Genomic DNA, 25,109 nt, shown 5'->3' on the forward strand with positions numbered 1-25,109 from the left:
TCTTTACTCTGAAGCGACAGAATCTAAACGGCGCAGGCGCTGCGCCTCGGGATTATGCTGCTCGCCGGGATCCAGCGGGCTGAGCAGGAAGCACCAGGAAACCAGAGCGCTGATCAAGTACAAAGCGGCGTAACCCCACACTACGCCCGAGGTGCCAAACAGCGCGTTGAAGGCACCGTACAGCGCAGGGCCAAAGAACGTGGAAAGCCCGGCAGCAAAGCAGTAAATCGCCATCGCGTTGCCTTTATCTTTTGGCTGGCACAGGGAAGAGAACAGCGCGGCAGCGGGAACATAGCCGCACAAGGTGATGCCATATAAACACGCGCAGATGACGCTGAGTAAAAAGCTACCGTGGCTCCACTGCGGCACAAAATACATCAGCAACATTGAGATGCCGGAACCGAGTCCACCAAATACCGTCAGCACTTTGCGCCAGCCGATGCGATCGCTGAGCTTGCCGACAATGGGATTAAAACTCATGCCGACTAAACCCATGATGGTGATCAGGCTGAGGTATTCGGTTTGCGTAAATCCGATCTGCTCGGTGAAAAAGCCCGGCAGGAAAATAAAGAAGCCGAAGTAAGGCGTGGTGTTGATGATGCGCACTACGGCAGCGGCGGCGATGCGCGGTTCACGCCACAAAATATCGATGCCGCCCATTAGCGTACGCGCAACGCTCTGCTGACGGTGTTGCTCATCGAGCAACGACTGATAGCCGCTGCGTTCTTTAAGCGCGATCACCATGACCAGCAACCCCAACGCGACCAGCCCAAGCGACAGCCAGAAAGTCGCGTATTCACCAATCAACTGTATTGAGAAGATCGCCACCAGCGATCCCAGCGTGGGCAAGCCGCCGGTAAACGCCAGCCAGAACCAACCGGTTGCTGAACCGCGCATATCGGCGGGTGCGGCGGCCTGAATCCACACCAGAAACGCATAGGCAAACATGGGGTAGGCAACGCCGCGCAAACCGTACGTTAACGCCAGCAAGGCCACGCTATGGGAAGGCAAGGCGATGGCGAGGAACAGCACTTCAAACACAATCCAGATCACACCGCCTGCCAGCATCACTTTGCGCGGGCCAATGAGTGTGGAGAGTGAACCGGCCAGCCACGAACCGAGCGTAACGGTGACGCCGTAGAAGGCGATCACCGCCGCCGCGATATTGAGTGAGAAACCATTTTCATGCAGGTAAGGCGCGAGATAGTTCGACTCCACGCCATCGCCAATCATAAACAGCAATACAGCGACGTAGCCCCAGGCCAGCGCGGGTGGAATGCCGAGGCGGATCAGCCACGGATGGTTTGCAGGTGATGTTGTCATGTTCAATGTCTCTTGGGAGGTGAGGATATTTTTTTGTTATTGGGATGAGCACGAACTTTAAGACAACGGTAGTAAAGAGGATGGCGAAACCATCACAAAAGACAGTAAACTCTGTTTAGTAAACGGGGCGGATGGAGTGTAATGGAGACAAAATGAAGCCGGTTGGTTTGAACAATTTGCAGGTGCGAAAACATAATAAGGCGCTGTTTATGTCGCTGATGTGGCGGCATAAGCAACTCAGTAAATCTCAATTGGCACACCTCAGCGGCTTAACCATTCCAGCCACCAGCAAAATTTTGCAGGCGCTGCTGGATGAAGGAAAACTGCAACACTCTGAGGCGCTGATGAGCGCTCGCGGTAACAGCAATGGCAGTTTTGAACTGCCATCCAACGGTGCCTGGACGCTGTGTTTATGCGTCAAACCGAGCAGCATTGAACGGCAACTGGCCGATGCGCAGCTGGTAGCGCAGGGAGAATTTGAGCAAGTCGCTATCAAAGCGGAAACGCCGGAAGCATTGCTCAGTGAGATTGAGGCGGTGTGGCGGAAAACCTGCAAACAGTGGCCGAAGCGACGCATTAATCTGGCGCTGGCAGTGCATGGTCAGGTTGATCCGGTCACCGGTGTGTCACAGCATATGCCGCAGGCCGCGTGGAAAACGCCGTTGCAGTTGAAATTTCTGCTGGAGGAGAAGCTCGGCGTGGAAGTGCGTGTGGATAACGACTGCGTGATGCTGGCGCTGGCTGAGAAGTGGTTAAATCGCAATGCGCTCAGCGAATTCTGCGTCATCAATGTGGATTACGGCATCGGCTCATCATTTGTGATCAACGGTGAGATTTTTCGCGGCAATTTGTACGGCAGCGGACAAATCGGCCACACCATCATTGAGCCTAACGGCCAGCGCTGCAGTTGCGGCCGTCAGGGTTGTCTGGAAACGGTGGCCTCACTCAGCACCTTAAAACAGGCGGCTCATCAGCGCGATCCCGAAGCGCCGCAGCCCAGCAGCACGCAGTTATTGCAAGCGTGGCAAGCGGGCGAACCCTGGATTGTAGCGTGGGCACAGCGCGCCGCCGAAGCGATTGGTATGAGCTTATATAATTTTCTCAACACGCTGAATATTAATCAGATTTGGTTATATGGTCGCAGCTGTACCTTTGGTGACAGTTGGTTGCAGACCATTGTGCGACAGATCGATTTTAATCCGTTCGATCCGCGTGATGCGTTGAAAAGCAAAGGCACCAATGTGCATTTTGGTCAGCTGGATCGGTCGCGGCAGGTGCTGGGGATTGGTTATTTGTATGTGGAGGCGGAACCAAGTGCGGCTTGAGAGCGTGGTCGCCATAAATGGCGACCTACACAATAGCTTTCAGACCTGCGCCATACCGCCATCGACGAACAGCTCAGCGGCGTTAATAAAGCTGGACGCATCGGACGCTAAAAACGCCACCACTTTGCCAATTTCGTCAGGTTCGCCAAGACGACCTAACGGCACCTGCGCCGCCAGCGCATCAAACAATCCTTGCTGCTGATCTTCCGGCACCAAACCACCCAAACCTGGCGTGCGCACCGGGCCGGGACTCACAACGTTAACGCGAATACCGCGATCTTTCACATCCAGCGCCCATGAGCGGGCAAAGTTGCGCACCGCGGCTTTACTGGCGCTGTATACGCTGAATCCGGCAGTACCCTGAACCGATGTGGTGGACGAGGTGAGGATCACCGAGGCATTGTCACTCAGTAGTGGCAACGCCTTCTGCACGGTAAACAGCACGCCGCGCACGTTGGTGCCAAAGATACGGTCAAAATGCTCTTCGGTGATGGCGCCAAGCGGCAGCATGTCGCCGCCACCGGCGTTGGCGAACAGGATATCGAGGCGGCCCGCTTGTTTGGCGATTTCTGCGTAAACGTTGTCGAGGTCGCTTAGCACCGCAGCATCAGCGCGAATACCGCTGGCGCTGGCACCGATGCTGGCGACTGCCGCATCAAGCTCCGCCTGACGACGACCAGTGATAAACACGCGAGCGCCTTGTGTCGCCAACTCCTGCGCGGATGCCAGACCAATGCCAGTTGTGCCGCCGGTTACCAATGCGATTTTGCCGTTGAGTGCGTTCATGTTTGCTTCTCCAATGGATGATGAGGTTTTGATGACTGCGTTGCAGTGCATGAGAAGCAATCTATCTTCACGGCGTTTGCTGATAAATGGTGTAAAATCGAAATGACTATTTCTGTGTGTGGATAATTAAAGGCGGCGGAAAACAGCATGGATCAGTTATTGGCGATAAAGGCCTTTGCGCGCGTCGTCGAAGCGGGCAACTTTACGCGTGCGGCGGATTCGATCGATATGCCGAATGCCACGCTGAGCAAACTGGTGCAGGAACTGGAAGCGCATCTCGGCATTCGCTTGCTGCAACGCACCACGCGGCGCGTCACGGTGACGCCAGAAGGGCGCGATTACTATGAAAAAGCGCTGCGCATCGTGCGCGATTTGGAAGATATCGACCACTCGTTTAATGCGGAAAGCGCCAAACCTGGCGGCTATCTGCGTATTGATATTGGCGGCTCAACCGCGCGCGATGTGTTGATTCCGGCGCTGCCCGATTTTATTGCCCGCTATCCGGACATTCGTATCGATCTTGGCGTTGCGGATCGCGCGGTGGATTTGATCAGCGGTAACGTCGATTGCGTGATTCGCGGCGGTCCGCTTAGCGATTCGTCGCTGGTGGCGCGTCATTTGGGGGATGCGGAGATGATTACCTGCGCCGCGCCGGGCTATCTGAAAACCTATGGCGTACCGGCTTATCCGCAGGAGCTGAAAAATGGACATCGCGTGGTGAGCTATTTGTCACCGCAGAGCGGCAGAGCGTTTCCGTTTCGTTTTACTCAGGGCGAAGAGCAGCTTGAGATTAAGAGTGAGCATCGGATTGGCGTCAATGAAAGTAACGCGCATTTGGCGGCAGCGGTTGCGGGTTTAGGGATTATTCAGACCTTCCGCTATGCAGCGGCAGCAGATTTACAGGCAGGGAAATTGGTTGAGATTCTGGCGGCGTGGCGTCCGGGGAATTATCCATTTCATGTGGTTTATCCGCAGAATCGTCATCTTACGCAGCGATTACGGGTATTTATCGGATGGCTGAGGGACGTGTTTCCTGAACGATTGAACGGGTAGAGCGGGATCGCCACGAATGGCGACCCCAAAGATGATTACAGCGTGCCGGTGCCGCCATCAGAGCACCACACCTGGCCGGAGGTGAAGCTGTTTTTCACATCGGCAAACGTGACGTACAGCGGGGCGATTTCAGCCGGTTGTCCCGGACGACCCAGCGGTGCGGATTCACCGAACTTCTCCACTTTCTCTTGCGGTTGTCCGCCGCTCACCTGGAGCGCGGTCCAGTACGGGCCAGGCGCAACCGCGTTGACGCGAATCTGCTTTTCACCCAGCTGTTTCGCAAGCGCTTTGGTAAACGCGACAATCGACGCTTTGGTCTGCGCATAATCCAGCAGGATCGCGCTTGGCTGATACGCCTGCACCGACGAGGTGTTGATGATGGACGATCCAGCTGGCAGATATTTCAGCGCCGCTTTGGTGATCCAGAACATCGCATAGACGTTGGTCTTAAAGGTGGCGTCAAAATCTTCAGTAGAGAGTGTCAGGATGGATTCATTAAACTGCTGACGTCCGGCGTTATTCACCAGAATATCCAATCCGCCTAGCTGCTCAGCAGCCTGATCCACCAGCTTCTGACAGAACTCTTCCGAACGAATATCACCCGGAATCGCCACCGCTTTGCGGCCTTCAGCTTCAATCAGTTTTACCACTTCTGCCGCATCAGCCTCTTCTTCCGGCAGGAAGTTGATGGCGACATCCGCACCTTCGCGGGCATAAGCAATTGCCACGGCGCGGCCAATACCGGAATCACCACCGGTGATGAGCGCTTTACGACCGGTCAATTTACCGGTACCACGATAGCTGGTTTCACCATGATCGGGACGGGGATCCATTTTGCTCGCCAAACCCGGCATCGGTTGCGTCTGCTTTTTAAATGGCGGAACCGGATACGTTTCAGTAATAAGGGTTTTATTTGTGGTTTGCGATGTCATATATATCTCCTTGTCGCATGAGGTGAATAAACTAAGCCTGGCATAAATGTGATGTTTGTCACGTTAGAAAGTGAGCAATCAGATTTATTAAGACGAAACGGTAAACGAAAGGGGGTTAAAAAGTGCAGCAGTAACGTGAAGTAATTAACAATATTTATCGAGGTGCGACTGCAGAAGGGGATAATGCTTAGGGCGTCCGTGCCCTGGCGGATTTCCAAGGTGCTATGTGCTATTTAAAACATGGTTGGCTACTTCTTGCCGCCTTTCTTACCTGCTTCTGATGCTTTAGCGGGGTCATCTTTGAAACTACCACCGCTTTTTTCTCCGCCTTTTTTACCGGCTTCTGATGCTTTCTTTTTATCGTCAGCAAAATTACCGGAACCGCCTCTATGCTCAGCCATAAAACATCCTCTCGTGAGTTGTTGTTGCATGGCGGAAATAAGGGCTTCAACGCCATGCCCGTGCTGCAATTTAAGATTAGCGAGGTTCGGATTAATCACAAGCGGAGCGGAAGTGATTATTTATTGCTCGCTGGCGGGATGTTAATAAAATAAGTGCCGCTATAAGGAATCGGTAAGAAATCACGAAAAATCTGCTGCAGGGTCTTTTCGGGTTCCAGGTCCGCAAACAGCTGTGGATAGAGTGTTTTAGCCATAAATTCTGTCGCCGCAATGTGCCACGGACTGAGGTAGAAATTCATCCAGATCACCGCCGAGTGACCATTTTTCAATGCTGATAATTCGCGTAAACCGTTTTGCTGCGCGGTGAGCTGTCTGAAACTGCTGAGCACGGTTTCGGGTGCCACGTCTGGCCCTAATTTCAGTAAGCCCTGCGAGGCGTTATCGCCAAAGCCGGTAGCAAAATAGTACTGCGGCTGAGCGGCAATCACGCTCTCTTCACTCAGGCGACCAAACACGCCGTGCTGGGTTTTGTTGGCGATATTGTCGCCGCCCGCTGCGTTGAGTAATTCGCCGAGGCTGCCGTTGATCGCCGTCACGCAACATTCGTTACGGCGTCCAAGATGCAGTTGCAGCAGCACCGACGGTTTCGCGCCCTGATAGCTGGCTAAGCGATCATGAATCACCTGCATATGCTGCTGGTAGAAACGATTAAACGCTTCTGCCCGCGCCTGCTGATTCAGCACTTCGCCAAATATCTCCACGCTGCGCCGGGTGTTTTTCAGCAGATGCACGCGCAGATCGATCTTCACCACCGGAATGTGCGCCGCTTTCAGCATGGTGACAAGGCGCAGGTCGGCATCATCGTAGCGTACCAGACTCGGCAAAATCACCACGTCCGGTTTCAGCGCCAGAATCTGCTCGGGATTGATGGCGTTCGGCCCGCCAGCACCCAGCGACGGGATTTTCAGCATCTGGGGAAAGTGACGGGCAAAACTGTTCCAGGTTTGGCTGTCGTACTTCTTCAGATCCTGCGGCCACGCCACAATGTGCTGAAACGGATCGCCAGGCTCCAGTAACGCCAGCGTATACAGCATGCGGCTTTCACCCAGCACGATACGCTGCGGACGATCGGGGATCTCAACGCGATTGCCGTCGATATCGGTGATGGTTTTTGCTGAGGCCACGCTGCTGAGCACCAGCAGAAAACAGGCCAGCACCACCAACATCGGGCCGGACAAGCCTGGCGCACGTCGTACAAATATCGAATCAGAATTCAACGCTGGCCTCGAGCATCAGGTTGCGGGTTTCTCCTTCACGCACGCGCAGATTGCCGCCGCTGGAGGGGTAATAATGTTTGTTGAACAGGTTATTCAGATTGAGCTTCAGCTGGGTTTTCTCGCCAAACAACTGGTTGTTCCAGGCGACAAAGCTGTCCGCCACCACATAATCGGGCAGGGTAAAGCTGTTTTCCGGATCGCCGGCGCGCGTTCCCACATAGCGCGCACCGCCGCCTACGCGGAAATCGCCCGGAATGCCGGAGATCGCCAGATTATGGCTCAGATAGAGCGCGCCTGCGTGGCGCGGCGCATTCTGCAGGCGATTGCCGTTATTAGCCGCGTTAACACCGTCATCTACGATCTCGGCTTTGTCATAACTGTAGTTGGCGCTGAGATCCCAGCCCGGCAGCACTTCGCCATTTAACTCAAATTCCGCGCCGCTGGAGCGCGCTTTATTGATGGCGCGCGTGGTGCCGTTAATGCTTAGCGACATATCGCGCTCGTTGATGCGATACAGCGCGACGCTGGCAAACAGCTTCGGTGAAATCTGCCACTTGCTGCCGACTTCCCATGTGGTGCCCTGTTCCGGTTTACCGACGTTGCCATCATCATCAACATCGGTCGATGGTGTGAAGGATTTACTCACGCTGGTGTAGAGCGAAACGTCCGGCGTCACTTTGTAGATCAAACCGGCCTGCGGCAGGAATTTGTTGCCTTCGCTGTCCAGCGTTTGCACCACCGGATCAAAACCTTTCGAGGCGCGTTGCTCGTAATGCTGATAGCGTCCGCCCAGCACCGCAATCCAGTTTTCCGTCAGGCTGATGCTGTCTTTGGCATAGATTGAACGGCTGTGCGTGCGGTTGAGGTTATTGGCGTTGGCGCTGTTTTCGGTGCTGCTGTTGGTAACAGGCGACAGAATATCGTACTGCGGATCGGTGAAGTTGAAACCGGTGTTGGCTTTGCCCTGATACTGATGCGCGCGATAGGTTTGGATCATCTCGTAATCGGTGCCCAGCACCAGATCGTGCGTCATCCCAAACACTTGCGGTGAGCCGATCACGTCCCACGAAACATATTTGGTTTTATGGTTAAAACCGCGATTGGCATCGGCACGACGCGTCACCACGCCAGTGTTAGCATTGACCGCCGTGACGCGCACTTCATTATTATCGTATTGACGCTGGTTCCAGCCGAGCGTAACGCGCGTGCTCCAGTCATCATTAAACTGCCAGTCATAATGGGCGTTGAGGGTTTTGTTGTGACCCCATGCATGGTTGGCTTTGTCATCCAGACGATCTTTGTAGTCCATATCCAGCGGCTTACCGTTGATGAATGCGGTGCCACGATCGTAAGGAATGTCGTACTGATAATCTGAATAGCTAATCAGGAAGCTGGCTTGCTCACCAAACCACTGCAGCGAGGGCGCGATCAGCGTGTGCTTTTCGCTGCCGAAATTGCGCCAGTAATCCTGATTCTGTTTTTCCGCAATCAGGCGGAAGGCGAAGCCGTTGCCAAGCGGTCCGGTGACATCCATCGTGCCCGCGCCACCGCCTTCACTGGAGGTTCGGCCGCTGACTTTTCTGTGCCACTCATACTGCGGCTTTTTGCTTATCACATTGATTACGCCACCCGGATTCTGGATGCCGTACAGCAGCGATGCAGAGCCTTTCAACACTTCAACGCGCTCGGTGGTGGCATCAAAGTTCAAACCCTGGCTGCTGCGCACGCCATCGCGATAAATCGAACCATCCGAATTGCTGCCAAAGCCGCGACGCACGAAGCCATCTTCGGTGCCGGCCAGCGTGTTGCCTTCCGTAACGCCGCTGACAAAACGCATCGCGTCGGCAAGACTCGACGCCTGATAATCCTCCAGCTGCTGCTGCGTAACCACGCTGACCGACTGCGCCTGGTTAATGCGCGGCGTAGAGGTTTTACCGCCGATCGCGCTATTAGTGACGTTGTAACCTTGTGCGTTATCTTCCTGCGCCGAAACGGTGAGCGTGTTGCTCTCCTCGGCGGCAAAACTGCTGGTGGAACCCCAAATGCTGACGCCGTAAATCGCAGCCAGAATGGCGGGATGGCGTTGAGATTTAAAAGCCGACGGCTTGTTGTTATTCATTCTTTATTAACCTGGTGCAATGCAATTGAGAATCATTCAACCATGTTGTAATGTAGTAGTAAATGGAAATGATTACGAAGCCGTTACATTTTTATTATCTTAAATTCATTGGCTTACATCTTAGATCTAAGTAGTAAGTGGGTAATTCACTACAAACCTTCAGTAAAACTCTGACACTTTAAAGAGCAATCAGCAGATGAGTCGAAATAGCATTAAAAGTCGTGTGGATGTGCTGGGTGAACGCTATCGGTTACGCGCACCGACATTATCATCCGGTCTGCAAGCGGTGGCGCGTTACATCCACGACCATCGCGAGGTGGTATTGGATGCCACGGCGCTGGAAATTGCCAGGGCCACTAACACCTCGGATGCGACGGTGGTGCGCGCGGTGCAGGCATTAGGTTTTGCCGGTTTGCGCGATTTAAAAACCACGTTAAACGCCTGGTTTGGACCGGCGATGAACTCTGAAGAGAAGATGAGCGCCACCGTCAGCGAACTGTCGTGCGATATCAATTCCGGCATCGATTTTGTGTTGAGCGGCCATAAACATGCCTGCGATGCGCTGTCCGAACCGCACAATCGTGAAGCCGTCGCCAAAGCGGTAACGCACTTGATTGACGCGCGTCAGGTGGCGCTATTTGGCATTAATGCCTCCGGTATTTTGGCGGATTACAGCGCGCGTCTGTTGACGCGCATTGGTATTCCGGCGGTAACGCTCAATCGCTCTGGGATTGCGCTAGCGGAACAGTTGATTGGGCTGCAACGCGGCGATGTGCTGATTATGATGGCGCAGAAGTCGGCGCATCGTGAAGGCATGACCGCGCTGAAAGAGGCGAAGCGTCTCGGCATGCCGGTGATTTTGCTCACTAATGCGCTTGATTCGGCTTTCGCTAAACAGGCGGATGTCATTATTAACGTGCCGCGCGGTGGCGAGAATGGTCGCATGCCGCTGCACGGAACGGTGTTGGTGTGTCTGGAGATGTTGATATTGTCGGTGGCTTCCGCGACCTCATCGCGCACGGTAAAAACCATGAAGCGTATTCAGGATCTCAATCGATCGCTGAAGCCATCCGGCAAAAAGTAACGCTATTTGCTGGCGCTGCTGTTTACAGCGGCGCGTTTGCCAAAGCCGTTGCTGGTCACCAGCCACACCGCGCAAACAATCAGCAGCGAACCGCCGATAAAACCCTGATTGATCTGCTCGCCCAACACTAACCAGCCCCACAAAATCCCGAACGGCGGAATCATAAAAGTGACGGTCAGCGTGCGCAGCGGGCCAATATCGGCCAGCAGACGGAAATAAATAATGTAGGCCAGCGCGGTACAGATAAACCCAATCGCCAAAATAGAAGCCCACACTTCCGGGATTTGCCAGCTGCTGGCGGGCGTTTGCGGAGCACTAAAGGCAAAGACCGGCAGTAAAAACAGCGATGCACCCAGTTGGCTGCCAAAAGCCACTTTGGTGGCATCCAGTCCGCCGCGTGCACCAATCCAGCGCTTAGTCAGAAAACCGGCAAATCCATAACTGGCGGTGGCAACCAGGCAAGCCAAAATCCCCCCGATTAAAGTGCTGCTCAGATGCGCTTCGCCGGTGGTGCTGATGATAATGATGCCGCTGAATCCGGCTATCATGCCGAGAACTTTGGTGATCGTCAGTTTTTCATCGAAAAATGCCGCACCAATGATTACGCCCATTAACGGTGTGGTGGCGTTAAGAATCGCGGAATAGCCCGCCGGTAGCACGCGCGCCGCCAGACAATACATTAGGAACGGAATCGCTGAGTTGATAACGCCCAGCAGCATCGCCCAACCTAATTTGCCCTCAAAGCGGCGTGGAATGCGCATCATCGCCATGATGATCAGTAAACCCAACATGCCGCAAAACACGCGTAAAAACGCGGTGTTCACCGCGCCCAGCGCCGGTACCGCAATGCGCATAAACAGAAAACTGGCACCCCAAATCCCCGCTAAAAGCAGCAGCCGCAACAAATCCGATGTTCGCATAAGTTTCACAATTGTTAAGAAAGAGTCGCGCACAGAATAGCAAATAACCCGCTCCGTCGGGCCGTTATTAACGGCGACTGATTACCGCTTTGCAGAAATATTCCCAGGCAGCGCAATCATCAGTTAGTATTTAGGGATTGATCATTTCCTAAATGAGCGGAGAGCGAAAATGTCAGCATCAGTTATCAAATACGCACAGGGCTGGACGCAACCATTCAACGCGTTAGACGGATTTTCCCATCATTACGCCACGGTCGACGGCGTGCGTTTGCACTACGTCAGCGGCGGCAATGCAAATGGAGAAACGTTGCTGCTGCTGGCGGGATTTCCGCAAAGCTGGTTCGCCTGGCGCCAGGTGATGGCGCTGCTGGGCGATCGCTATTTCATTATCGCGCCGGATTTACCCGGTCAAGGCGACTCGGATAAACCGCTCAGCGGCTACGACACCACATCGCTGGCGCAGAATATACAGGGCTTGATGCAGCAATTGGGTCATGAAAGCTATTACCTCGCCGCGCACGACGTCGGCGCGTGGGTTGCCTGGCCGTATGCCACGCTGTTTAGCGATCAGGTGAAGAAACTGGCGCTGCTTGATGCCGGTATTCCTGGCGTGACGTTGCCAGAATCGCTGCCCGCCACGCCGGATAAAGCGTGGAAAACCTGGCACTTCGCGTTTCATCTCTTACCGGATTTGCCAGAGGCGCTGATAGAAGGGCGCGAAGCGATCTATCTCGAATGGTTCCTGAAACGCAAAGCGGCCAGTCCGATGGTGTTTGGCGATGAGGACATGGCGGAATATACCCGTTTGTTACAGCAGAAGGGCGCGATACGCGCCGGAATGGCGACTTATCGTGAAGTGACGGTTTCGGCGGCGCAAAACCGTGCGTTGCTGAAAGAACGCGGCAAATTAGCGTTGCCGTTACTGGCGATCAGCGCCGATCAGGGTTCGATTCCGGATATGGCCTTACCATTGCGTGAATTCGCTGCGGATGTGACGGGAATTAAGATCGCGCACTGCGGTCACTTCATTCCGGATGAGCAACCGCAGGCGCTGGCAGAGGCGTTGAGTGAGTTTTTTAATTAAACGTCAGGTCGCCATGTCTGGCGACTAAACACCGCTCAATCAAAACGACATCGTCACACCGGCATAATAGGCGCGGCCCGGTTCGTTATAGGTCGAAGCACCCGAATTTTCACGGTAAATGCGTTTATCAAACAGGTTATTGATACCGGCATTGGCGCGCAGGTTTTTGCTGATGTCGTAATTGACGTTCAAACCAAACACCGAATACGGGCTGATTTCCTGCGTCGTCATGCTCGAGGTATAGATATTGGTCTCAACATTTTGACGCGGTTTCAGGCGGCCATACTGCGTCCAGTTGATGTTGGCGCTGAGATCCTGCGTCGCCTGCCACTCCAGCTGCGAGTTGATGGTGAATTCCGGGATCACCGACAGCGGATTGCCGGTTTTCTTGCTCTCGGAGCGGAACATGTAGGTGGCGTTGGAGCGCCATTCCAGCGTATCGGCGATCAAAGGAATAGTCAGATTTCCTTCCAGTCCTTCCACAATCGCTTTGCCGCCATTTTCCCAGCGCAGCACGTTGTAAACCGGGCGAGTGCTGGAATAAACCGGCTCGGTGCCGGACACAATCTTGTTCTTATAGTCATTGCGGAACCAGGTGATGCCCGCGACGTAGCCCTGGTTGCTGAACTCCAGTCCAATCTCTTTGTTGACGCTGGTTTCTGCATCGAGATCGTTATTCCCCAGCAGATAACATTGGCTGAGCCCAATCGGGCAGCCGTTGCCACGCGTGGAGAGCAGATACCCCGGCGTTGACTGATACAGGTTTGGCGCTTTAAACACCCGTGCAATACCGGCCTTCAGGGTGAAAAAGTCGCCCAGACCTTGTGAGAGGTTAAGGCTTGGGCTCCAGTTGGCGCCAAACTGATCGTGATAATCAAAGCGCAGGCCCGGAATCACTTCGGTGCTATCGGTGGCGGCAATGTTGTCTTCGAAGAACAGTGAACTGATGGTGGCGCTGTTCTTACTGCTGCGCTGCGATGGATCGCCAGAACTGCCAGGCAAATTCACGCCGCTCGCGCTGGCCGCAAGCATTGATGCTGGATCGTTCAGCTCATCGCGGTTCCACTCCGCGCCCAGCGTCACGGTTTGGTCGACCAGCAGCTGCAGCGGGAAGTTGATCTCTCCGCCCGCGCGATAGCTTTCCAGGCGGCTGGTGGCGTACGTATCGCTATTAATCATCCCTTCAGTACGCCCGGCGGTGCCTTCCTGCAGGCGAGTGTTATTGGTTTTCTCGTAGTTGAAATTAAGCTTCGAGGTTCCCCAATCCCAGATACCGTTGTGCGCGATGCCGTAGCTTTGGCGATACATGCGGTTAGTTTCATCACCGTACAGCGACTCTACTAAACCGTCGGTGCTGGCGTTGCTGTTACTGTTCTGCGTGTCACCGGCATAAATATTGCCCTGACGGCTGTAGCCCCAGGAGAAGTCGATGATTTGCAGCGGCGTGATTTTCCACGACAGCACGGTATTGATGTCTTTGTTGCGCACGCCTTCACGGCCCGCCGCGTATGAACCGTTTTCTGCGGTGTTGATATCGAACGCATCGGCATCGGTGCGGTTGAGGTTGCCGTACAGGCGCATGGTCAACGCATCACCGGCCAGCGGGCCGCTGAGATTGAAGTTAGCGCGTCGGGTATCGCCTTCTTTGCTATTTTCCGGCTGGCTGGTATAGAGCGACAGCGAGCCGTGCCAGTCGTTGGTGGGACGCTTGGTGATGATGTTCACCACGCCGCCCGCCGCGCCAGAACCGTATCGAGCAGCGGCCGGGCCTCGAATCACTTCAATGCGCTCAACCATTTCAGCTGGCACCCAGTTGGTATCGCCGCGTGAATCACGCTCGCCGCGCCAGCTGTAGCGCACCGAGTTACGAGAGGAAACCGGCACGCCATCGATCATCACCAGGGTGTTTTCCGGGCCCATGCCACGGATATCGATTTGCCGGTTATTGCCGCGGCTGCCGCTGGCGCCGTTACCGGTAAGGTTTACGCCGGGCATTTTGCGAATGATGTCGGAGAGATCGTTAACAGGGGGATTTTTTTTGATGTCTTCAGCGGTGATGGTGGACACGCCCGGTTGCTGTTTCAGCTCCTGCTCGGCGGTGACGATCATTGATTCATCGTCAGCCAGCTTTTCGGTGGTTTCAGCTGCAAAGGCAGGCGACGTTAGCATTCCCGCTAAAAAAAGCGCAATTGGACGCTTTTTGCCACGCATGGTTACATTCACTTAAGTTTTCTCCCTGTAACGTTAACAATTGTAAGTAAATGCGCATGATAATGATAACGTTTCTCATTGTCCATTCAGTGAGACGGCAACATGCCTGACAATACAAACCTTTACAAAGGTTGTTCGGTTGCGGGGTATGAGTTGCGGAGAGGGGAATTTCTCATTTGCTTAGAAGAAACCGTTATGAGTAAGAAGAAATGTGTCGATGAATACTGGATAAGCAGGCTATTGATTCACTAGCAAATTCTGAATTCTGCTAAGTATTACGTGCCAAATCTCGGGCGGAAATCCCGCCTTGCAACCGTACTAGCGGCTATTGCCATATTTTGGCAATAGATATGTTTTTTTCGCATTTGTGATTGTTATCTATCTTCCAGAGAATGCTAATCGGGACGTAAATACCCGTCATAATTTCAGCCGCAACTGCGTTGGCTCCGCGTGTTCACCCTAGTCACTTACTTAAGTAAGCTCCCGGGGATTCACACGCTTGCCGCCTTGTTGCAGCTGGAATTATTTAGGGTATATGAGGATGACAATTCCACTCACCGCACGCCGCTCGCGCGAGGTGAGTCAGGAGACAAAACCATCGCTACCTCAACGCCTTTTCCCTGTGGGGAAACTTTTTATAAATCAGGAGAAAGGTTCCAGTGAAATTCGCCAAAGGCATGACTCTTCTTGCGCTCGCGCTGAGTGCACACACCGCGTTCGCCGCCGATGAAAACGTCCCAACTGACAGCTCAATCCATGTGCAGGCCGATCCTGCGCTGAAAAGCCTGCTGCCTGCGGATGTGGTGAAACGTGGCTATATTGTTGCCGGAACCAACCCCAACACGCCGCCAACCACCTTCTATAAAGAAGACAACAAAACGCTGGCCGGCCGTGAAATCGATATCATGAATGCCGTGGGCGAGCGTCTGGGAATCCAGGTTCAGTGGCGCGACACCGGCGGTTTCGACAACATCATTCCAGGCCTGAAAACTGGTCGTTACGATGTGGCGCTCTCCAATATCAACGCCACGCCAGCGCGTGCCAAAATCATCGACTTCGTGGGTTATTACGATGCCAGCCGCCTCGGCATTATCTCGCGTAAAGATGCCAACATCGCGCCATTCAAAGAACTGGCCGATGTCTGTGGTAAAGAAGTGGGCGCCGGTTCCGGTACCACCCAGGTTACGCGCCTTGAAGACGCCAGCAAAGCCTGTGAAGCGGCGGGTAAAAAGCCAATCAAAGTCTCCGTCTTCCCGGATCGTCCAGCTGGCGTGCAGGCGGTGGTAAGCGGTCGCGTGCCAATGTTCCTCGGCCCGTATGAAGGTTTGCTGTGGCAGGTGAAAGTGATTAAACCGCTGACCATGAGCGGCGAAATCACCGTACACGATGCGCCAGTCTCCGTCGCTTTCCCGAAAGATTCCGCGCTGGAGCCCGCCGTACAGGCCGCGCTTAACTCGCTGATCAAAGATGGCAGCTATAACAAGATCCTCGACAACTGGGGCATCGGCTTTGGTGCTGTTAAACAAGCCAAACGCAATCAGGAAATCTTTCAATGAGTGACATTCACGACCACACCGGCGACTTGAAAATCGTCGGCAAACGTTACTACGGACGCTGGCTGAGTGCGCTGGTCGTGTTGTTGTGCGTGGTGGCGATGGCGAACTCGATGATTAACAATCCACGCTTCGAATGGAGCGTGATTGCGGAGAACTTTACCGGCGAATCGATCCTGCAAGGCGTATTAATGACGCTGCAGCTTACCGCGATCTCTGTGGTGCTGGGTTTTGCCTTCGGTACGGTGCTGGCGCTGATGCGCCTCTCCTCCAATCCGGTGCTGGTGGGCGTGAGCTGGTTCTACACCTGGTTCTTCCGTGGTGTACCGATGTTGGTGCAACTGTTCCTGTGGTACAACATCGCGGCGCTTTATCCCACCATCGCCCTATCGATTCCGGGCCTCGGCGAAGTCTGGAGCACGCAATCGAACGCGCTGGTGAGCCCATTCAGCGCGGCAGTGATCGCGCTGGTGATGCACCAATCTGCCTATGCCGCCGAAATTGTGCGTGCGGGTATCCAAAGCGTCGGCAACGGCCAGCTGGAAGCCGCGCGTGCGCTCGGCTATCGCCCTTCGCAGATTTTCCGTCACACCGTGCTGCCGCAGGCGATGCGCGCCATCATGCCGCCCGCCGGCAACGAAATCATTGGTCAGCTGAAAACCACGGCGGTGGTCTCGGTGATCTCGCTGCAGGACGTGCTGTTCTCGGCGCAGATTATTTACCAGCGCACCTATGAAGTGATTCCGCTGCTGCTGGTGGCTACCTTGTGGTATCTGCTGATGACTTCGGTGCTGTCGGTGGGTCAGTTCTATGTGGAACGCTATTTTGGCCGTGGCGTTTCGCGCCGGGAAAAACGCAGCCTGTTGAAATCGCTGCCGGGCTTATCAGCGCCAAAAGCAGAAAGGAGCGTCAGCAATGGGTGAAGCGATCGCCTTACGTAAAGTCACTAAGCGCTTCTCTGGCGTCACCATTCTGGATGAAGTGAATCTGGATATTCCGGCCGGTTCAGTCACGGTGATCCTTGGGCCGTCGGGTTCGGGGAAATCCACGCTGCTGCGCTGCATCAACCACCTGGAAAAACTGGATGGCGGCACCATTCGCATCGGCGGCGAGATCATCGGCTATAAGCAGAAAGGCCAGGCGCTGTACGAGCTAAGCAGCGGTGAAGTTGCACGTCAGCGTGCCGAAATCGGCATGGTGTTCCAGCAATTCAACCTGTTCCCGCACCGTACCGTGTTGCAAAACATCGTCGATGCGCCGATGCGCGTCAAGAAGCAGAGTCGTCAGCAGGCGACCAGCAAAGCGCTGTCGCTGCTGAAGCAAGTGGGTTTGTCTGGCCGCGAAGATGAGTGGCCGCAGAATCTCTCCGGAGGACAGCAGCAACGTGTGGCGATTGCCCGCGCGCTGGCGATGGATCCCGGCGTAATGCTGTTTGATGAACCCACTTCAGCGCTCGATCCCGAACTGGTTGGCGAAGTGCTGCAGGTGATCAAACAGCTGGCGCACTCCGGCATCACCATGGTGGTGGTGACGCATGAGATTGGTTTTGCGCGCGAGGTTGCTGACAACATTGTGTTTATGGAAAGCGGCAAAATCGTGGCGGCGGGGCCAACCCAGCAAGTGCTCGACGACCCGGAAAACGGGCGCGTAAGAAACTTTATTGCAACGGTGCTTTAGGCACCGTTTTTCTTTTTTGATGCCAGGAACAGTGATGACGCAAAAACCGGTAATGCACAGCGCCCATTGGGGCGCTTTTCATGCCCAGCAACAGGGCGATCGGCTCACCATCGAACCGTTCAAGGGCGATCCCGATCCCAGCCCGCTGCTGCAAAATTTCCACACTGCGTTAAACCATCCGGCGCGCGTATCCCGTCCGATGGTGCGCCGTGGCTGGCTGGAGAACGGCCCGGGCGCGGACGATCGTCGTGGCAATGATGAGTACGTCGCGGTGAGCTGGGATGAAGCCTACGCGCTGGTCACGCGCGAACTGCAACGCGTCGGCGATAAGTACGGCCCGGAAGGCATCTTCGGCGGCTCTTACGGCTGGTCAAGCGCTGGCCGCTTCCATCACGCACAAAGTCAGGTGCATCGCTTCCTCAACACCACGCTCGGCGGCTACGTGCGTTCAGTCAACAGCTACAGTTCCGGCTCCGCGTCGGTGTTGCTGCCGCATATCGTCGGCGACATGAATGAAATTGCCCGTCGCGGCGTCAGTTGGGAAGAGATCGCCCAGCACAGCGAAATCGTGGTGGCATTTGGCGGTTTGGCGCTGAAAAACTCGCAGGTCGCCAGCGGCGGTTTGAGCGAACACACCGAGCGCGGCTTTATGCAGCAGGCGGCTGAGCGCGGCACTCGCTTTATCTCGGTCAGCCCGCTGCAAAGCGATCTCCCTGAAGAAGCGCAGGGCGAATGGCTGGCGCTGCGTCCGGGCACTGACGCGGCCTTCATCCTCGGCGTGTTATCGGTATTGATCGCTGAACAGCTGACCGATGAGGCTTTCCTCGCGCGCTACACCGTGGGCTGGCCAGAAATGGCGGCCTACATTCGTGGCGAAGAGGATGGCACGCCGCGCGATGCGGCGTGGGCAGCAGAAATTTGCGGCGTGAGTGCTGCGTTCATCAGCGATTTTGCTCGCCAGCTGCACGGCAAACGCGTGCTGGTGACGGTGGCGCATGCCTTGCAGCGCGCCGAAAACGGCGAACAGCCGGTGTGGCTGGGATTGGTGCTGGCGGCCGCACTTGGTCAGCCGGGCTTGCCGGGCGGCGGCTACACCTATGCGCTGGGTGCGCTGGGCCATTACGGTAAGCATCACAATCTGGTGAGTTTTCCGGCGCTACCGCAGGGTAAAAACGGTATCGATCGTCTGATTCCGGTGGCGCGTATCTCCGATATGCTGCTCAATCCCGGCAAGCCGTTTGATTACAATGGCCGCCGTTTAACCTATCCGCACATCCGTCTGGCATATTGGGCCGGCGGCAATCCGTTCCATCATCATCAGGATCTCGCGCGCTTGCGTCAGGCTTTTTGTCAGCTGGATACGCTGATCGTGCATGAGATCGCCTGGACCGCCAGCGCGCGCCATGCCGATATCGTTTTGCCCGCCACCATGACGCTGGAGCGCGAAGACATTGGCGGCGCACCCACCGATCGCCATTTGTTTGCCATGCAACCGGTGGCGCAACCGTTCGGTGAAGCCAAAGATGATTACGCGATTTTCACCGAGCTGGCGCGCCGTTTAGGCCGCGAAGAGGCCTTCACCGAAGGGCGCGATACCCGCGGCTGGTTGCAGCATCATTACGCCCAGCTGCAGCAGAAGCTGGCGGCGCATCAGGTTGAGATTCCCGACTTCGAGAAGTTCTGGCAACAAGGCGTGCTGGAGTTGCCGCAGCTGAAAGATGGCGGTCGTATGATCAACGCGTTTCGCGCCGACCCGGAAGCGTCGCCGCTGCCGACGCCGAGCGGGAAAATTGAAATTTTCTCTGCCACCATCGCCAGCTTTAACTACGAAAACTGTCCGGGACATCCGGTGTGGCGTGAACCGCAGCAAAAACCGAATCCCGATCATCCGTTTTGGTTGATCGCCAATCAGCCGGCGACGCGTTTGCACAGCCAGCTCGATTTTGGTGATTACAGCCTGAGCGGCAAACGCCATGGCCGCGAAGTGTGCAGTTTGCATCCGGCGGATGCGGCGGCGTCAGACATTAATGATGGCGATATTATCGAGCTCTACAACGCGCGCGGCCACGTACTCGCCAGTGCGCGTCTCACCGAAACCATCATGCGCGGCGTGGTGCAGTTGCCGACCGGCGCCTGGTATGATCCGGTCGATCCTACCGCGCTGCGTCCGCTGTGCCGTCACGGTAATCCCAATGTGTTGACGCTGGATATCGGCACGTCTTCATTGGCACAAGGTTGCAGCGGACAAATCACCGTCGTGCAGGTGCGTAAATATCGCGGCGAAGTGACGCCGGTACAGGCGTTTATTCCGCCTGCCTAAAAGCAGATGCATCTCAATAAATCAAAGTGTGACTTTGTCTCACCGAGTGATAGACTCAGTGTGACAAAGTTACACTTTGGAGGATGTATGGCTTTAACCAAACTGCGTCAGCAAGGCGGAGCCGTTGTGCTAACGATTCCCAGTGACATCGCGACCAAAGCGGGTTGGCATGTGGGGATTGAGCTAGATGTCACTGCAACTGACGAGTCAATCAACATCAAACCTGTTAACCGGCTCGCACGCGGCAGGAAAACGATGGACCAACTGTTAGCTGGCATTGATCAGGAAGAGATTCGCCAGTTTAATGAAGCCGTCAGCGACGATTTGCAGGATAAACCGCAGGGCAAGGAGGCTATCTGATGATATCGCGCAGAGTTCCGCAGTTAGGTGAAATCTGGCACGTCAACGGTGATCCCGTTGAAGGCAGGGAGTTTAAAGGGCCGCATTATTATCTGGTGATTTCACGGCGGGAACTCGTCGCCGCTCTAGGGACAGCGGTTTGCATTCCGGTAACCAGCGGTGGCGGCGCATCACGCTCGAGTGCTGTTGCGGTGTATCTGGATGGCAGCAGCACGGATACCGGCAGCGTAACTGGCGTAGCGTTGTGCTACCAACTTCGTTCTCTTGACCTGACCGCGCGGAAGGCAAGTTTCGCCGCGAAAGTTGAATCGCACGTCATGGATGAAATCCTGTCGATGGTAGTGGATTTGATTGATCCGCGTTAAAAAGCTGAATGCGCACCCTACGAAAATCACGATGACAATCGTAGGGACGCCATTCATGAATGCCGCCCCGTTCACCCTAACTGACTAGCTTTTTCATCTCACGCAGTCGTTTTCCGGTTATGGGTCAAATCTTTCACCGTTTCCGCTGCACGTTTACCGGCAAGGAACGCGTGGTCCGAGTTGTAATATTCCCACTCGCTGTAGCGCCCGGAAAGATGGATGCCTTGCGTCGCCAGCCAGCTACGAATCAGCGTGACGTTGGCGGTGCGTTGATGGTCGTACACCACATAAGCGTACGGCATATCCACTTCGCTGGCGGTAACGATCTCATCATCGGCATTGATGATGCCGACCCGAATACAATCCGCAATGCAGCGTTCAATCAACGCATCGCCTTCGCAAGGAAGCGGCTGATCGTCGCGATAGGTCATTTCGCAGGTCAGGCCAAAACCGCCTTCTGGATTGCAGTGCGGGCTGGCGTTGCCCTGTAAAAAGATGCGATGGAACAGCGTGTTGCCGGGATAGTAAATCCAGTGTTTGTCGCTGATATTGGCGCGGCCAATGCCCAGATTGACGCAGCGCACCGAGATATGACGCAGTTGCTTCGCCGCTTTCTGCACCGCTTCCGGTGCAAAATTACCCATCAATCGCACCAGCTCAGGCAGCGGCAAGGTGCTGATCATCTGGTCATAATGGAACTGTCGGCCATCACTCAACAGCACGCGCCGTTGCAGCGGCTGGATCTCGCTGACGCCTGCTTCCATCTCCAGCGTGCAGTTCAGATGTGGCAGAAATCCTTCCATTAGCGCCTGAAAACCGCCGCGCAGCGGATAGCCAAAGCGCGCATTGGGGCCGACCGGCTTATCCAGCGGCGCCAGCGCGCCGGAGATGATCTGCTCCAAATCCGGCAGCGGCACGCGTCCGCCGAGCCATGAGGTTTCCATATTCACCAGCGGTGTTTTCCACAGTTTCTGGTTATACGGCAGGGCGAAATGGCGGGCGATGCCTTTGCCCCAGGTACGGAAAATAAAGCTTTCGAAATCTTCGCTCTCCGGCTGACAAACCAGGCTTTCACCATCCGGGATGGCACCATCGGCGCAGCAATCACGCCGTGCCTCGGTGGCCACCGCCTGTAAAGCAGGAGGCGACGCATAGCGCGCTTCAATCGCGCCTAACACACACTCGCCAATCACCTCGGCAGGCAAACCATGCAGCGCCGACTGGAACGGATAGCGGGTGTAAACATCATGGCTGTAAACCCAGGCTTCACGCGTTTGCCAGTGCTGATTGTCGCCCAGCAGGATATCGTACAGGCGCAACACGTAAGGATCGTTGGAGAACATAATGTGGCCGGCATGATCGAAGGTGAATCCCTGATCCTCGACCGAACGGCACCAGCCGCCCACAGTGGCATTTTTCTCCAGCACCACTGCGCCCGCACCGTAGTGATACCCGGCGCTCAACCCCGTTGGCCCGGCCCCCAAAATCAAGCACGCAACGGTATTGTGCGCCAGCGCGGGCGGAGGGGCGGCGGCTATTTCGGGATGGGAAATCTGACGTTGGGTCAGCGCCACGATATGCGCCTGCATCTCATCGGCAGTGCGATCCCACGAGGTTTCCGCTACGCGTGCCGCCATGTTTTTCGCTAGCTGATAGCGGGTTTCCACCGGCATGCTGAGCGCCGCTTCACAGGCCCGAGTAAAGCTCTGATGTGAGTCGGCGATGCTCACCACGTCGGCATAGTGTCGCGCCACATCGGCAATCGCGGTGCTGACAATCGGCAACTGCGCCGCCATGTACTCCAGCACTTTGGTGGGGCTGATAAAGCGCGTCGAAGCATTCAGCGCGAACGGCATCAGGCATAGATCCCAGCCGGCGAGAAAGTGCGGCAAGGCGGCGTACGGTTGCTGGCCGAACCAGTGCAGATTGCTGCGCTGGGGCAGGCTGGCGACATCAATTTTCACCACCGGACCGACCATCACGATCTGCCAGTCGGGATGCGCATCCGCCAGCGCAGCAATCAGCGTCAAATCGAGGCGCTCATCGATCACGCCGTAGTAGCCGAGGCGGGGTTTTGGCAGGTTTTCCTGCAGCGGATGGCTGTTAGTGCGGTCCAGCGCCTGTTCGAAATGTCCCGCATCGACGCTGCTTGGGCAGCAGAAAACCTGCGGATGGCGATGTTTCTTCGCTTCATACAGGCTGGTGCCGCCGGTGAACACCAAATCGGCACGGCTCAACAGTGCCGATTCACGCTGCTGAAGCTGGCGCGGCGCCTGGTTAAAGGCGGAGAGCTCATCCATGCAGTCATAGATAATCGCGCTCGGTGTAAAGCAGGCCAGCAGCGGCAGCGCCATCGGCGTATAAAACCACACCATCGGCGTTTCATCGTCAGCAAGCAGTTCAGCCAGCAGCGGTTGCAGCACGGCGATTTGGCTATCGTGAAAGCCAGGCGCGGCCACATCGGTATGCGGTTCGATCACCGTCACGTTTGGTGCGGGCTGATATTGGCGTAACGCGGCTTCACCGGGCTGATAAATCGGCTCTTCGATAAACACAATGCGGTGGAACTGGGCGAGGCGCGACAATAGATGCTGTGGACGTTGAAAGACAAATCCCCAACGTAAATGACTGAATACCACTAATACGGATTGTTTCATGACGCTTTCCTCTGGCCTGCTGGCCGCGGTGATAAGACCCTGAAAACGGGCTAATAATCGTTGTGATTGCTGTAATGACGCGGCATAAACTGGGTTCAGTAGACGCTTTTTGTGGGGATCGACATCCCACAATCCGCTGCGTGGCCAGTGTTCGAGATCTTCCCAAAGTGGGCGATCGATAATCGGATAAAGACAGATGCCGCGGATATCACAGCCATTAAGCTGTGCCTGCGCGACATCGGCGGCCACCTGGGCGATCCAGGCGGCGCGTCCGCTGCCGACGTGGCTGGTTTCCGCCAGCAAAATGGGCCGCTGGTAACGCTCAGTTAAGTGCGCCAGCAGCGGATGCAGCGGCACGCGGCGCGCATCGCCCAGATGCCATTCCAGCCGGCAGCCGGACCCGGTGAGCCACTGATTGCCGTGGTAATAATTGGCGCCAACCACATCGAGATAGTGCGGTTTGCCGCCGAGTTCCGGCTCGCGCAAACCGACGATCATGTCCCACGCCTGATATTGCGAAGCGTTGATATCCCGGGTGCGCTGCCGACATGCATCGCTGTCTTCATCCGGCACCACGTGAATAATCGGGTCGCAGTGCAGGAAACGCGCACGCGGATCTGCAAGGCGAATGGCAGCGCAACCCGCCAGCGTGGCGCGAATCAATTGACGTTTAATCTCATCGGGATCGGTATGGGCATTATTACCAAACAGGCCGACAGAAATTCCCCACGCCAAAAACGAGATTTCATTCATCGGCGAATAAATGGGTGCGTCTTCATAATATTCCGCGAGGAAGCCCGCCATGCGCTGACAAAAAGCGGCGAAGCGCGGCACAAATTCGCTGGAAAATAAGGTTAAGTCATCCGGCCAGCCGTAATGGCAAAAGGTCCAGTTAATTTGCACGCCAAAGGAGCGCGCCGAATTCATGCGTTTTTTTAAACTTTCGAGCGTGGTTTGCGGTTCCATTTCCGCCAGTCGCCAGCCAATACTTTCGCGGGCGGAGGTAATGCCAAACTGCTGCAGCGCGGCGTAATCGTTATGGTATTGCGATAAATGGTCGGTCAAAGCATTCATTGAAAGCCGCTCGCCGAAGGGATTGATATGATCCGCTCCCTCATAACCGGCTTGCCAAAAGCTGGAAAATGGCGACATGATGTTCCCCCGGAATAACATTCAGGAAATAGCAATAAATAAAAGAAGTTAATCGTGTTATAGGGGCGCCATTTAAGGCAACCAGGGAAATCGACTGTTGAACCTAATTCAAATTATAACCACGCTTTGGCTTAGCGCAAATGGCTGAGCTGAAAAGAAAATAAGCCCAGCGTGAGTTTTGCTTATTTAAGTGAAGCGGCATGAAGAAATAAAAATATTATTGTTGCGCGATTTCTTACGCTTAACTCACATAATGAAAAGAAGGGCGATGTTTAATTTATTTCATTACTACACTTCAATTAACCCAATTCGGGTTTACGGAGGTACGTATGTCAGAACGTCCAGATGATGATGTAATTCCACTGCCAGGTGATGATGAAACATTACCTGACGAAGATGATGATTTACCCCGCGATACTGAATTCCCTGAAGATCAGCAACCTAAAATCTGAAAATCAGTCGAGCCGCCGCTGGCGGCTCACTATTTAGAGTGCACTCTGCTGTAATTCC

The 25,109-nt window shown here is 55.1% G+C and carries 20 protein-coding genes; 11 read left to right on the top strand and 9 right to left on the bottom strand.

Annotated features, from left to right (window positions below; all coding sequences use genetic code 11):
• Positions 1–3: 3 nt before the first annotated feature.
• A complete protein-coding gene (locus AAF463_RS20615; RefSeq protein ID WP_350262358.1) occupies positions 4–1,323 on the bottom strand; it encodes an MFS transporter in 1,320 nt (439 codons plus the stop codon).
• 152 nt (positions 1,324–1,475) lie between these two features.
• Here AAF463_RS20615 and AAF463_RS20620 point away from each other — a divergent pair, with 152 nt between their 5' ends.
• Positions 1,476–2,648, top strand: a complete 1,173-nt coding sequence (locus AAF463_RS20620; RefSeq protein WP_350262359.1) for an ROK family protein — start codon at positions 1,476–1,478, stop codon at positions 2,646–2,648.
• A 39-nt stretch (positions 2,649–2,687) separates the two neighbouring features.
• Here the strand turns inward: AAF463_RS20620 and AAF463_RS20625 are convergent, their stop codons facing one another.
• Entirely contained in the window at positions 2,688–3,434 is a 747-nt protein-coding gene (locus tag AAF463_RS20625; protein ID WP_110867182.1) for an SDR family oxidoreductase, read from the bottom strand.
• A 147-nt stretch (positions 3,435–3,581) separates the two neighbouring features.
• On the opposite strand from AAF463_RS20625, the gene AAF463_RS20630 reads away from it, so the two are divergent.
• Entirely contained in the window at positions 3,582–4,487 is a 906-nt protein-coding gene (locus AAF463_RS20630) for a LysR family transcriptional regulator (RefSeq protein ID WP_101761336.1), read from the top strand.
• A gap of 35 nt (positions 4,488–4,522) precedes the next feature.
• Here the strand turns inward: AAF463_RS20630 and AAF463_RS20635 are convergent, their stop codons facing one another.
• From AAF463_RS20635 to AAF463_RS20650, 4 genes are all read right to left on the bottom strand, one after another.
• Positions 4,523–5,419, bottom strand: coding sequence for an SDR family oxidoreductase (locus tag AAF463_RS20635; RefSeq protein WP_101761337.1), 897 nt, complete (start codon positions 5,417–5,419; stop codon positions 4,523–4,525).
• 248 nt (positions 5,420–5,667) lie between these two features.
• Complete coding sequence (locus tag AAF463_RS20640; RefSeq protein ID WP_101761338.1) at positions 5,668–5,820, bottom strand: KGG domain-containing protein; 153 nt, start codon at positions 5,818–5,820, stop codon at positions 5,668–5,670.
• 116 nt (positions 5,821–5,936) lie between these two features.
• The gene (locus tag AAF463_RS20645; RefSeq protein WP_350262444.1) at positions 5,937–7,046 is read right to left on the bottom strand and encodes an ABC transporter substrate-binding protein; all 1,110 of its coding nucleotides are present in this window, start codon (positions 7,044–7,046) and stop codon (positions 5,937–5,939) included.
• 40 nt (positions 7,047–7,086) lie between these two features.
• Positions 7,087–9,216, bottom strand: coding sequence for a TonB-dependent siderophore receptor (locus tag AAF463_RS20650; protein WP_350262360.1), 2,130 nt, complete (start codon positions 9,214–9,216; stop codon positions 7,087–7,089).
• Positions 9,217–9,412: 196 nt separating this feature from the next.
• Between AAF463_RS20650 and AAF463_RS20655 the strand changes: the two genes are divergently transcribed.
• Positions 9,413–10,300: a MurR/RpiR family transcriptional regulator gene (locus tag AAF463_RS20655; protein ID WP_350262361.1), complete on the top strand. Its 888-nt coding sequence runs from the start codon at positions 9,413–9,415 to the stop codon at positions 10,298–10,300.
• A 2-nt stretch (positions 10,301–10,302) separates the two neighbouring features.
• Here AAF463_RS20655 and AAF463_RS20660 read toward each other — a convergent pair whose 3' ends face one another.
• Entirely contained in the window at positions 10,303–11,220 is a 918-nt protein-coding gene (locus AAF463_RS20660; RefSeq protein WP_350262362.1) for a DMT family transporter, read from the bottom strand.
• A gap of 169 nt (positions 11,221–11,389) precedes the next feature.
• On the opposite strand from AAF463_RS20660, the gene AAF463_RS20665 reads away from it, so the two are divergent.
• On the top strand, positions 11,390–12,304 hold the full coding sequence (locus AAF463_RS20665) for an alpha/beta hydrolase (protein WP_350262363.1): 915 nt from the start codon (positions 11,390–11,392) through the stop codon (positions 12,302–12,304).
• Positions 12,305–12,343: 39 nt separating this feature from the next.
• Here the strand turns inward: AAF463_RS20665 and AAF463_RS20670 are convergent, their stop codons facing one another.
• Entirely contained in the window at positions 12,344–14,515 is a 2,172-nt protein-coding gene (locus AAF463_RS20670) for a TonB-dependent siderophore receptor (protein ID WP_350262445.1), read from the bottom strand.
• A gap of 659 nt (positions 14,516–15,174) precedes the next feature.
• On the opposite strand from AAF463_RS20670, the gene AAF463_RS20675 reads away from it, so the two are divergent.
• The 6 genes from AAF463_RS20675 to AAF463_RS20700 all read left to right on the top strand — a co-directional run bounded on the left by AAF463_RS20675 (position 15,175) and on the right by AAF463_RS20700 (position 20,790).
• Entirely contained in the window at positions 15,175–16,071 is an 897-nt protein-coding gene (locus tag AAF463_RS20675) for an ABC transporter substrate-binding protein (RefSeq protein WP_110867191.1), read from the top strand.
• Positions 16,068–16,991, top strand: coding sequence for an amino acid ABC transporter permease (locus AAF463_RS20680; RefSeq protein WP_280173047.1), 924 nt, complete (start codon positions 16,068–16,070; stop codon positions 16,989–16,991). Before AAF463_RS20675 ends, AAF463_RS20680 begins: the two co-directional genes overlap by 4 nt.
• Positions 16,984–17,745 (top strand): amino acid ABC transporter ATP-binding protein, encoded by a 762-nt coding sequence (locus tag AAF463_RS20685; protein WP_101761347.1) that lies wholly within the window; start codon positions 16,984–16,986, stop codon positions 17,743–17,745. The genes AAF463_RS20680 and AAF463_RS20685 overlap by 8 nt, the downstream gene beginning before the upstream one ends.
• Before the next feature lie 34 nt (positions 17,746–17,779).
• On the top strand, positions 17,780–20,065 hold the full coding sequence (locus AAF463_RS20690) for a molybdopterin-dependent oxidoreductase (RefSeq protein WP_350262364.1): 2,286 nt from the start codon (positions 17,780–17,782) through the stop codon (positions 20,063–20,065).
• 87 nt (positions 20,066–20,152) lie between these two features.
• Positions 20,153–20,425: an antitoxin gene (locus AAF463_RS20695; RefSeq protein ID WP_110867195.1), complete on the top strand. Its 273-nt coding sequence runs from the start codon at positions 20,153–20,155 to the stop codon at positions 20,423–20,425.
• Positions 20,425–20,790 (top strand): type II toxin-antitoxin system PemK/MazF family toxin, encoded by a 366-nt coding sequence (locus AAF463_RS20700; RefSeq protein ID WP_217548016.1) that lies wholly within the window; start codon positions 20,425–20,427, stop codon positions 20,788–20,790. The genes AAF463_RS20695 and AAF463_RS20700 overlap by 1 nt, the downstream gene beginning before the upstream one ends.
• Positions 20,791–20,888: 98 nt before the next feature.
• Here the strand turns inward: AAF463_RS20700 and AAF463_RS20705 are convergent, their stop codons facing one another.
• On the bottom strand, positions 20,889–24,599 hold the full coding sequence (locus AAF463_RS20705; RefSeq protein WP_350262365.1) for an FAD-dependent oxidoreductase: 3,711 nt from the start codon (positions 24,597–24,599) through the stop codon (positions 20,889–20,891).
• 329 nt (positions 24,600–24,928) lie between these two features.
• Here AAF463_RS20705 and AAF463_RS20710 point away from each other — a divergent pair, with 329 nt between their 5' ends.
• Complete coding sequence (locus AAF463_RS20710; protein ID WP_255421536.1) at positions 24,929–25,051, top strand: hypothetical protein; 123 nt, start codon at positions 24,929–24,931, stop codon at positions 25,049–25,051.
• The last annotated feature ends 58 nt before the right edge of the window (positions 25,052–25,109 follow it).

The sequence above is a fragment of the Pantoea sp. BJ2 genome (genome assembly GCF_040255075.1).
Lineage (GTDB): Bacteria > Pseudomonadota > Gammaproteobacteria > Enterobacterales > Enterobacteriaceae > Pantoea > Pantoea leporis.

Excerpts from the sequence above, each read along its gene's own strand:
- AAF463_RS20655 (WP_350262361.1), top strand. The coding sequence starts at position 9,413 with ATGAGTCGAAATAGCATTAAAAGTCGTGTGGATGTGCTGGGTGAACGC.
- AAF463_RS20650 (WP_350262360.1), bottom strand. The coding sequence starts at position 9,216 with ATGAATAACAACAAGCCGTCGGCTTTTAAATCTCAACGCCATCCCGCC.
- AAF463_RS20705 (WP_350262365.1), bottom strand. The coding sequence starts at position 24,599 with ATGTCGCCATTTTCCAGCTTTTGGCAAGCCGGTTATGAGGGAGCGGAT.
- AAF463_RS20620 (WP_350262359.1), top strand. The coding sequence starts at position 1,476 with ATGAAGCCGGTTGGTTTGAACAATTTGCAGGTGCGAAAACATAATAAG.
- AAF463_RS20660 (WP_350262362.1), bottom strand. The coding sequence starts at position 11,220 with ATGCGAACATCGGATTTGTTGCGGCTGCTGCTTTTAGCGGGGATTTGG.
- AAF463_RS20695 (WP_110867195.1), top strand. The coding sequence starts at position 20,153 with ATGGCTTTAACCAAACTGCGTCAGCAAGGCGGAGCCGTTGTGCTAACG.
- AAF463_RS20700 (WP_217548016.1), top strand. The coding sequence starts at position 20,425 with ATGATATCGCGCAGAGTTCCGCAGTTAGGTGAAATCTGGCACGTCAAC.
- AAF463_RS20685 (WP_101761347.1), top strand. The coding sequence starts at position 16,984 with ATGGGTGAAGCGATCGCCTTACGTAAAGTCACTAAGCGCTTCTCTGGC.
- AAF463_RS20710 (WP_255421536.1), top strand. The coding sequence starts at position 24,929 with ATGTCAGAACGTCCAGATGATGATGTAATTCCACTGCCAGGTGATGAT.
- AAF463_RS20690 (WP_350262364.1), top strand. The coding sequence starts at position 17,780 with ATGACGCAAAAACCGGTAATGCACAGCGCCCATTGGGGCGCTTTTCAT.
- AAF463_RS20670 (WP_350262445.1), bottom strand. The coding sequence starts at position 14,515 with ATGCGTGGCAAAAAGCGTCCAATTGCGCTTTTTTTAGCGGGAATGCTA.
- AAF463_RS20615 (WP_350262358.1), bottom strand. The coding sequence starts at position 1,323 with ATGACAACATCACCTGCAAACCATCCGTGGCTGATCCGCCTCGGCATT.
- AAF463_RS20630 (WP_101761336.1), top strand. The coding sequence starts at position 3,582 with ATGGATCAGTTATTGGCGATAAAGGCCTTTGCGCGCGTCGTCGAAGCG.
- AAF463_RS20645 (WP_350262444.1), bottom strand. The coding sequence starts at position 7,046 with ATGTTGGTGGTGCTGGCCTGTTTTCTGCTGGTGCTCAGCAGCGTGGCC.
- AAF463_RS20635 (WP_101761337.1), bottom strand. The coding sequence starts at position 5,419 with ATGACATCGCAAACCACAAATAAAACCCTTATTACTGAAACGTATCCG.
- AAF463_RS20665 (WP_350262363.1), top strand. The coding sequence starts at position 11,390 with ATGTCAGCATCAGTTATCAAATACGCACAGGGCTGGACGCAACCATTC.
- AAF463_RS20625 (WP_110867182.1), bottom strand. The coding sequence starts at position 3,434 with ATGAACGCACTCAACGGCAAAATCGCATTGGTAACCGGCGGCACAACT.
- AAF463_RS20680 (WP_280173047.1), top strand. The coding sequence starts at position 16,068 with ATGAGTGACATTCACGACCACACCGGCGACTTGAAAATCGTCGGCAAA.
- AAF463_RS20640 (WP_101761338.1), bottom strand. The coding sequence starts at position 5,820 with ATGGCTGAGCATAGAGGCGGTTCCGGTAATTTTGCTGACGATAAAAAG.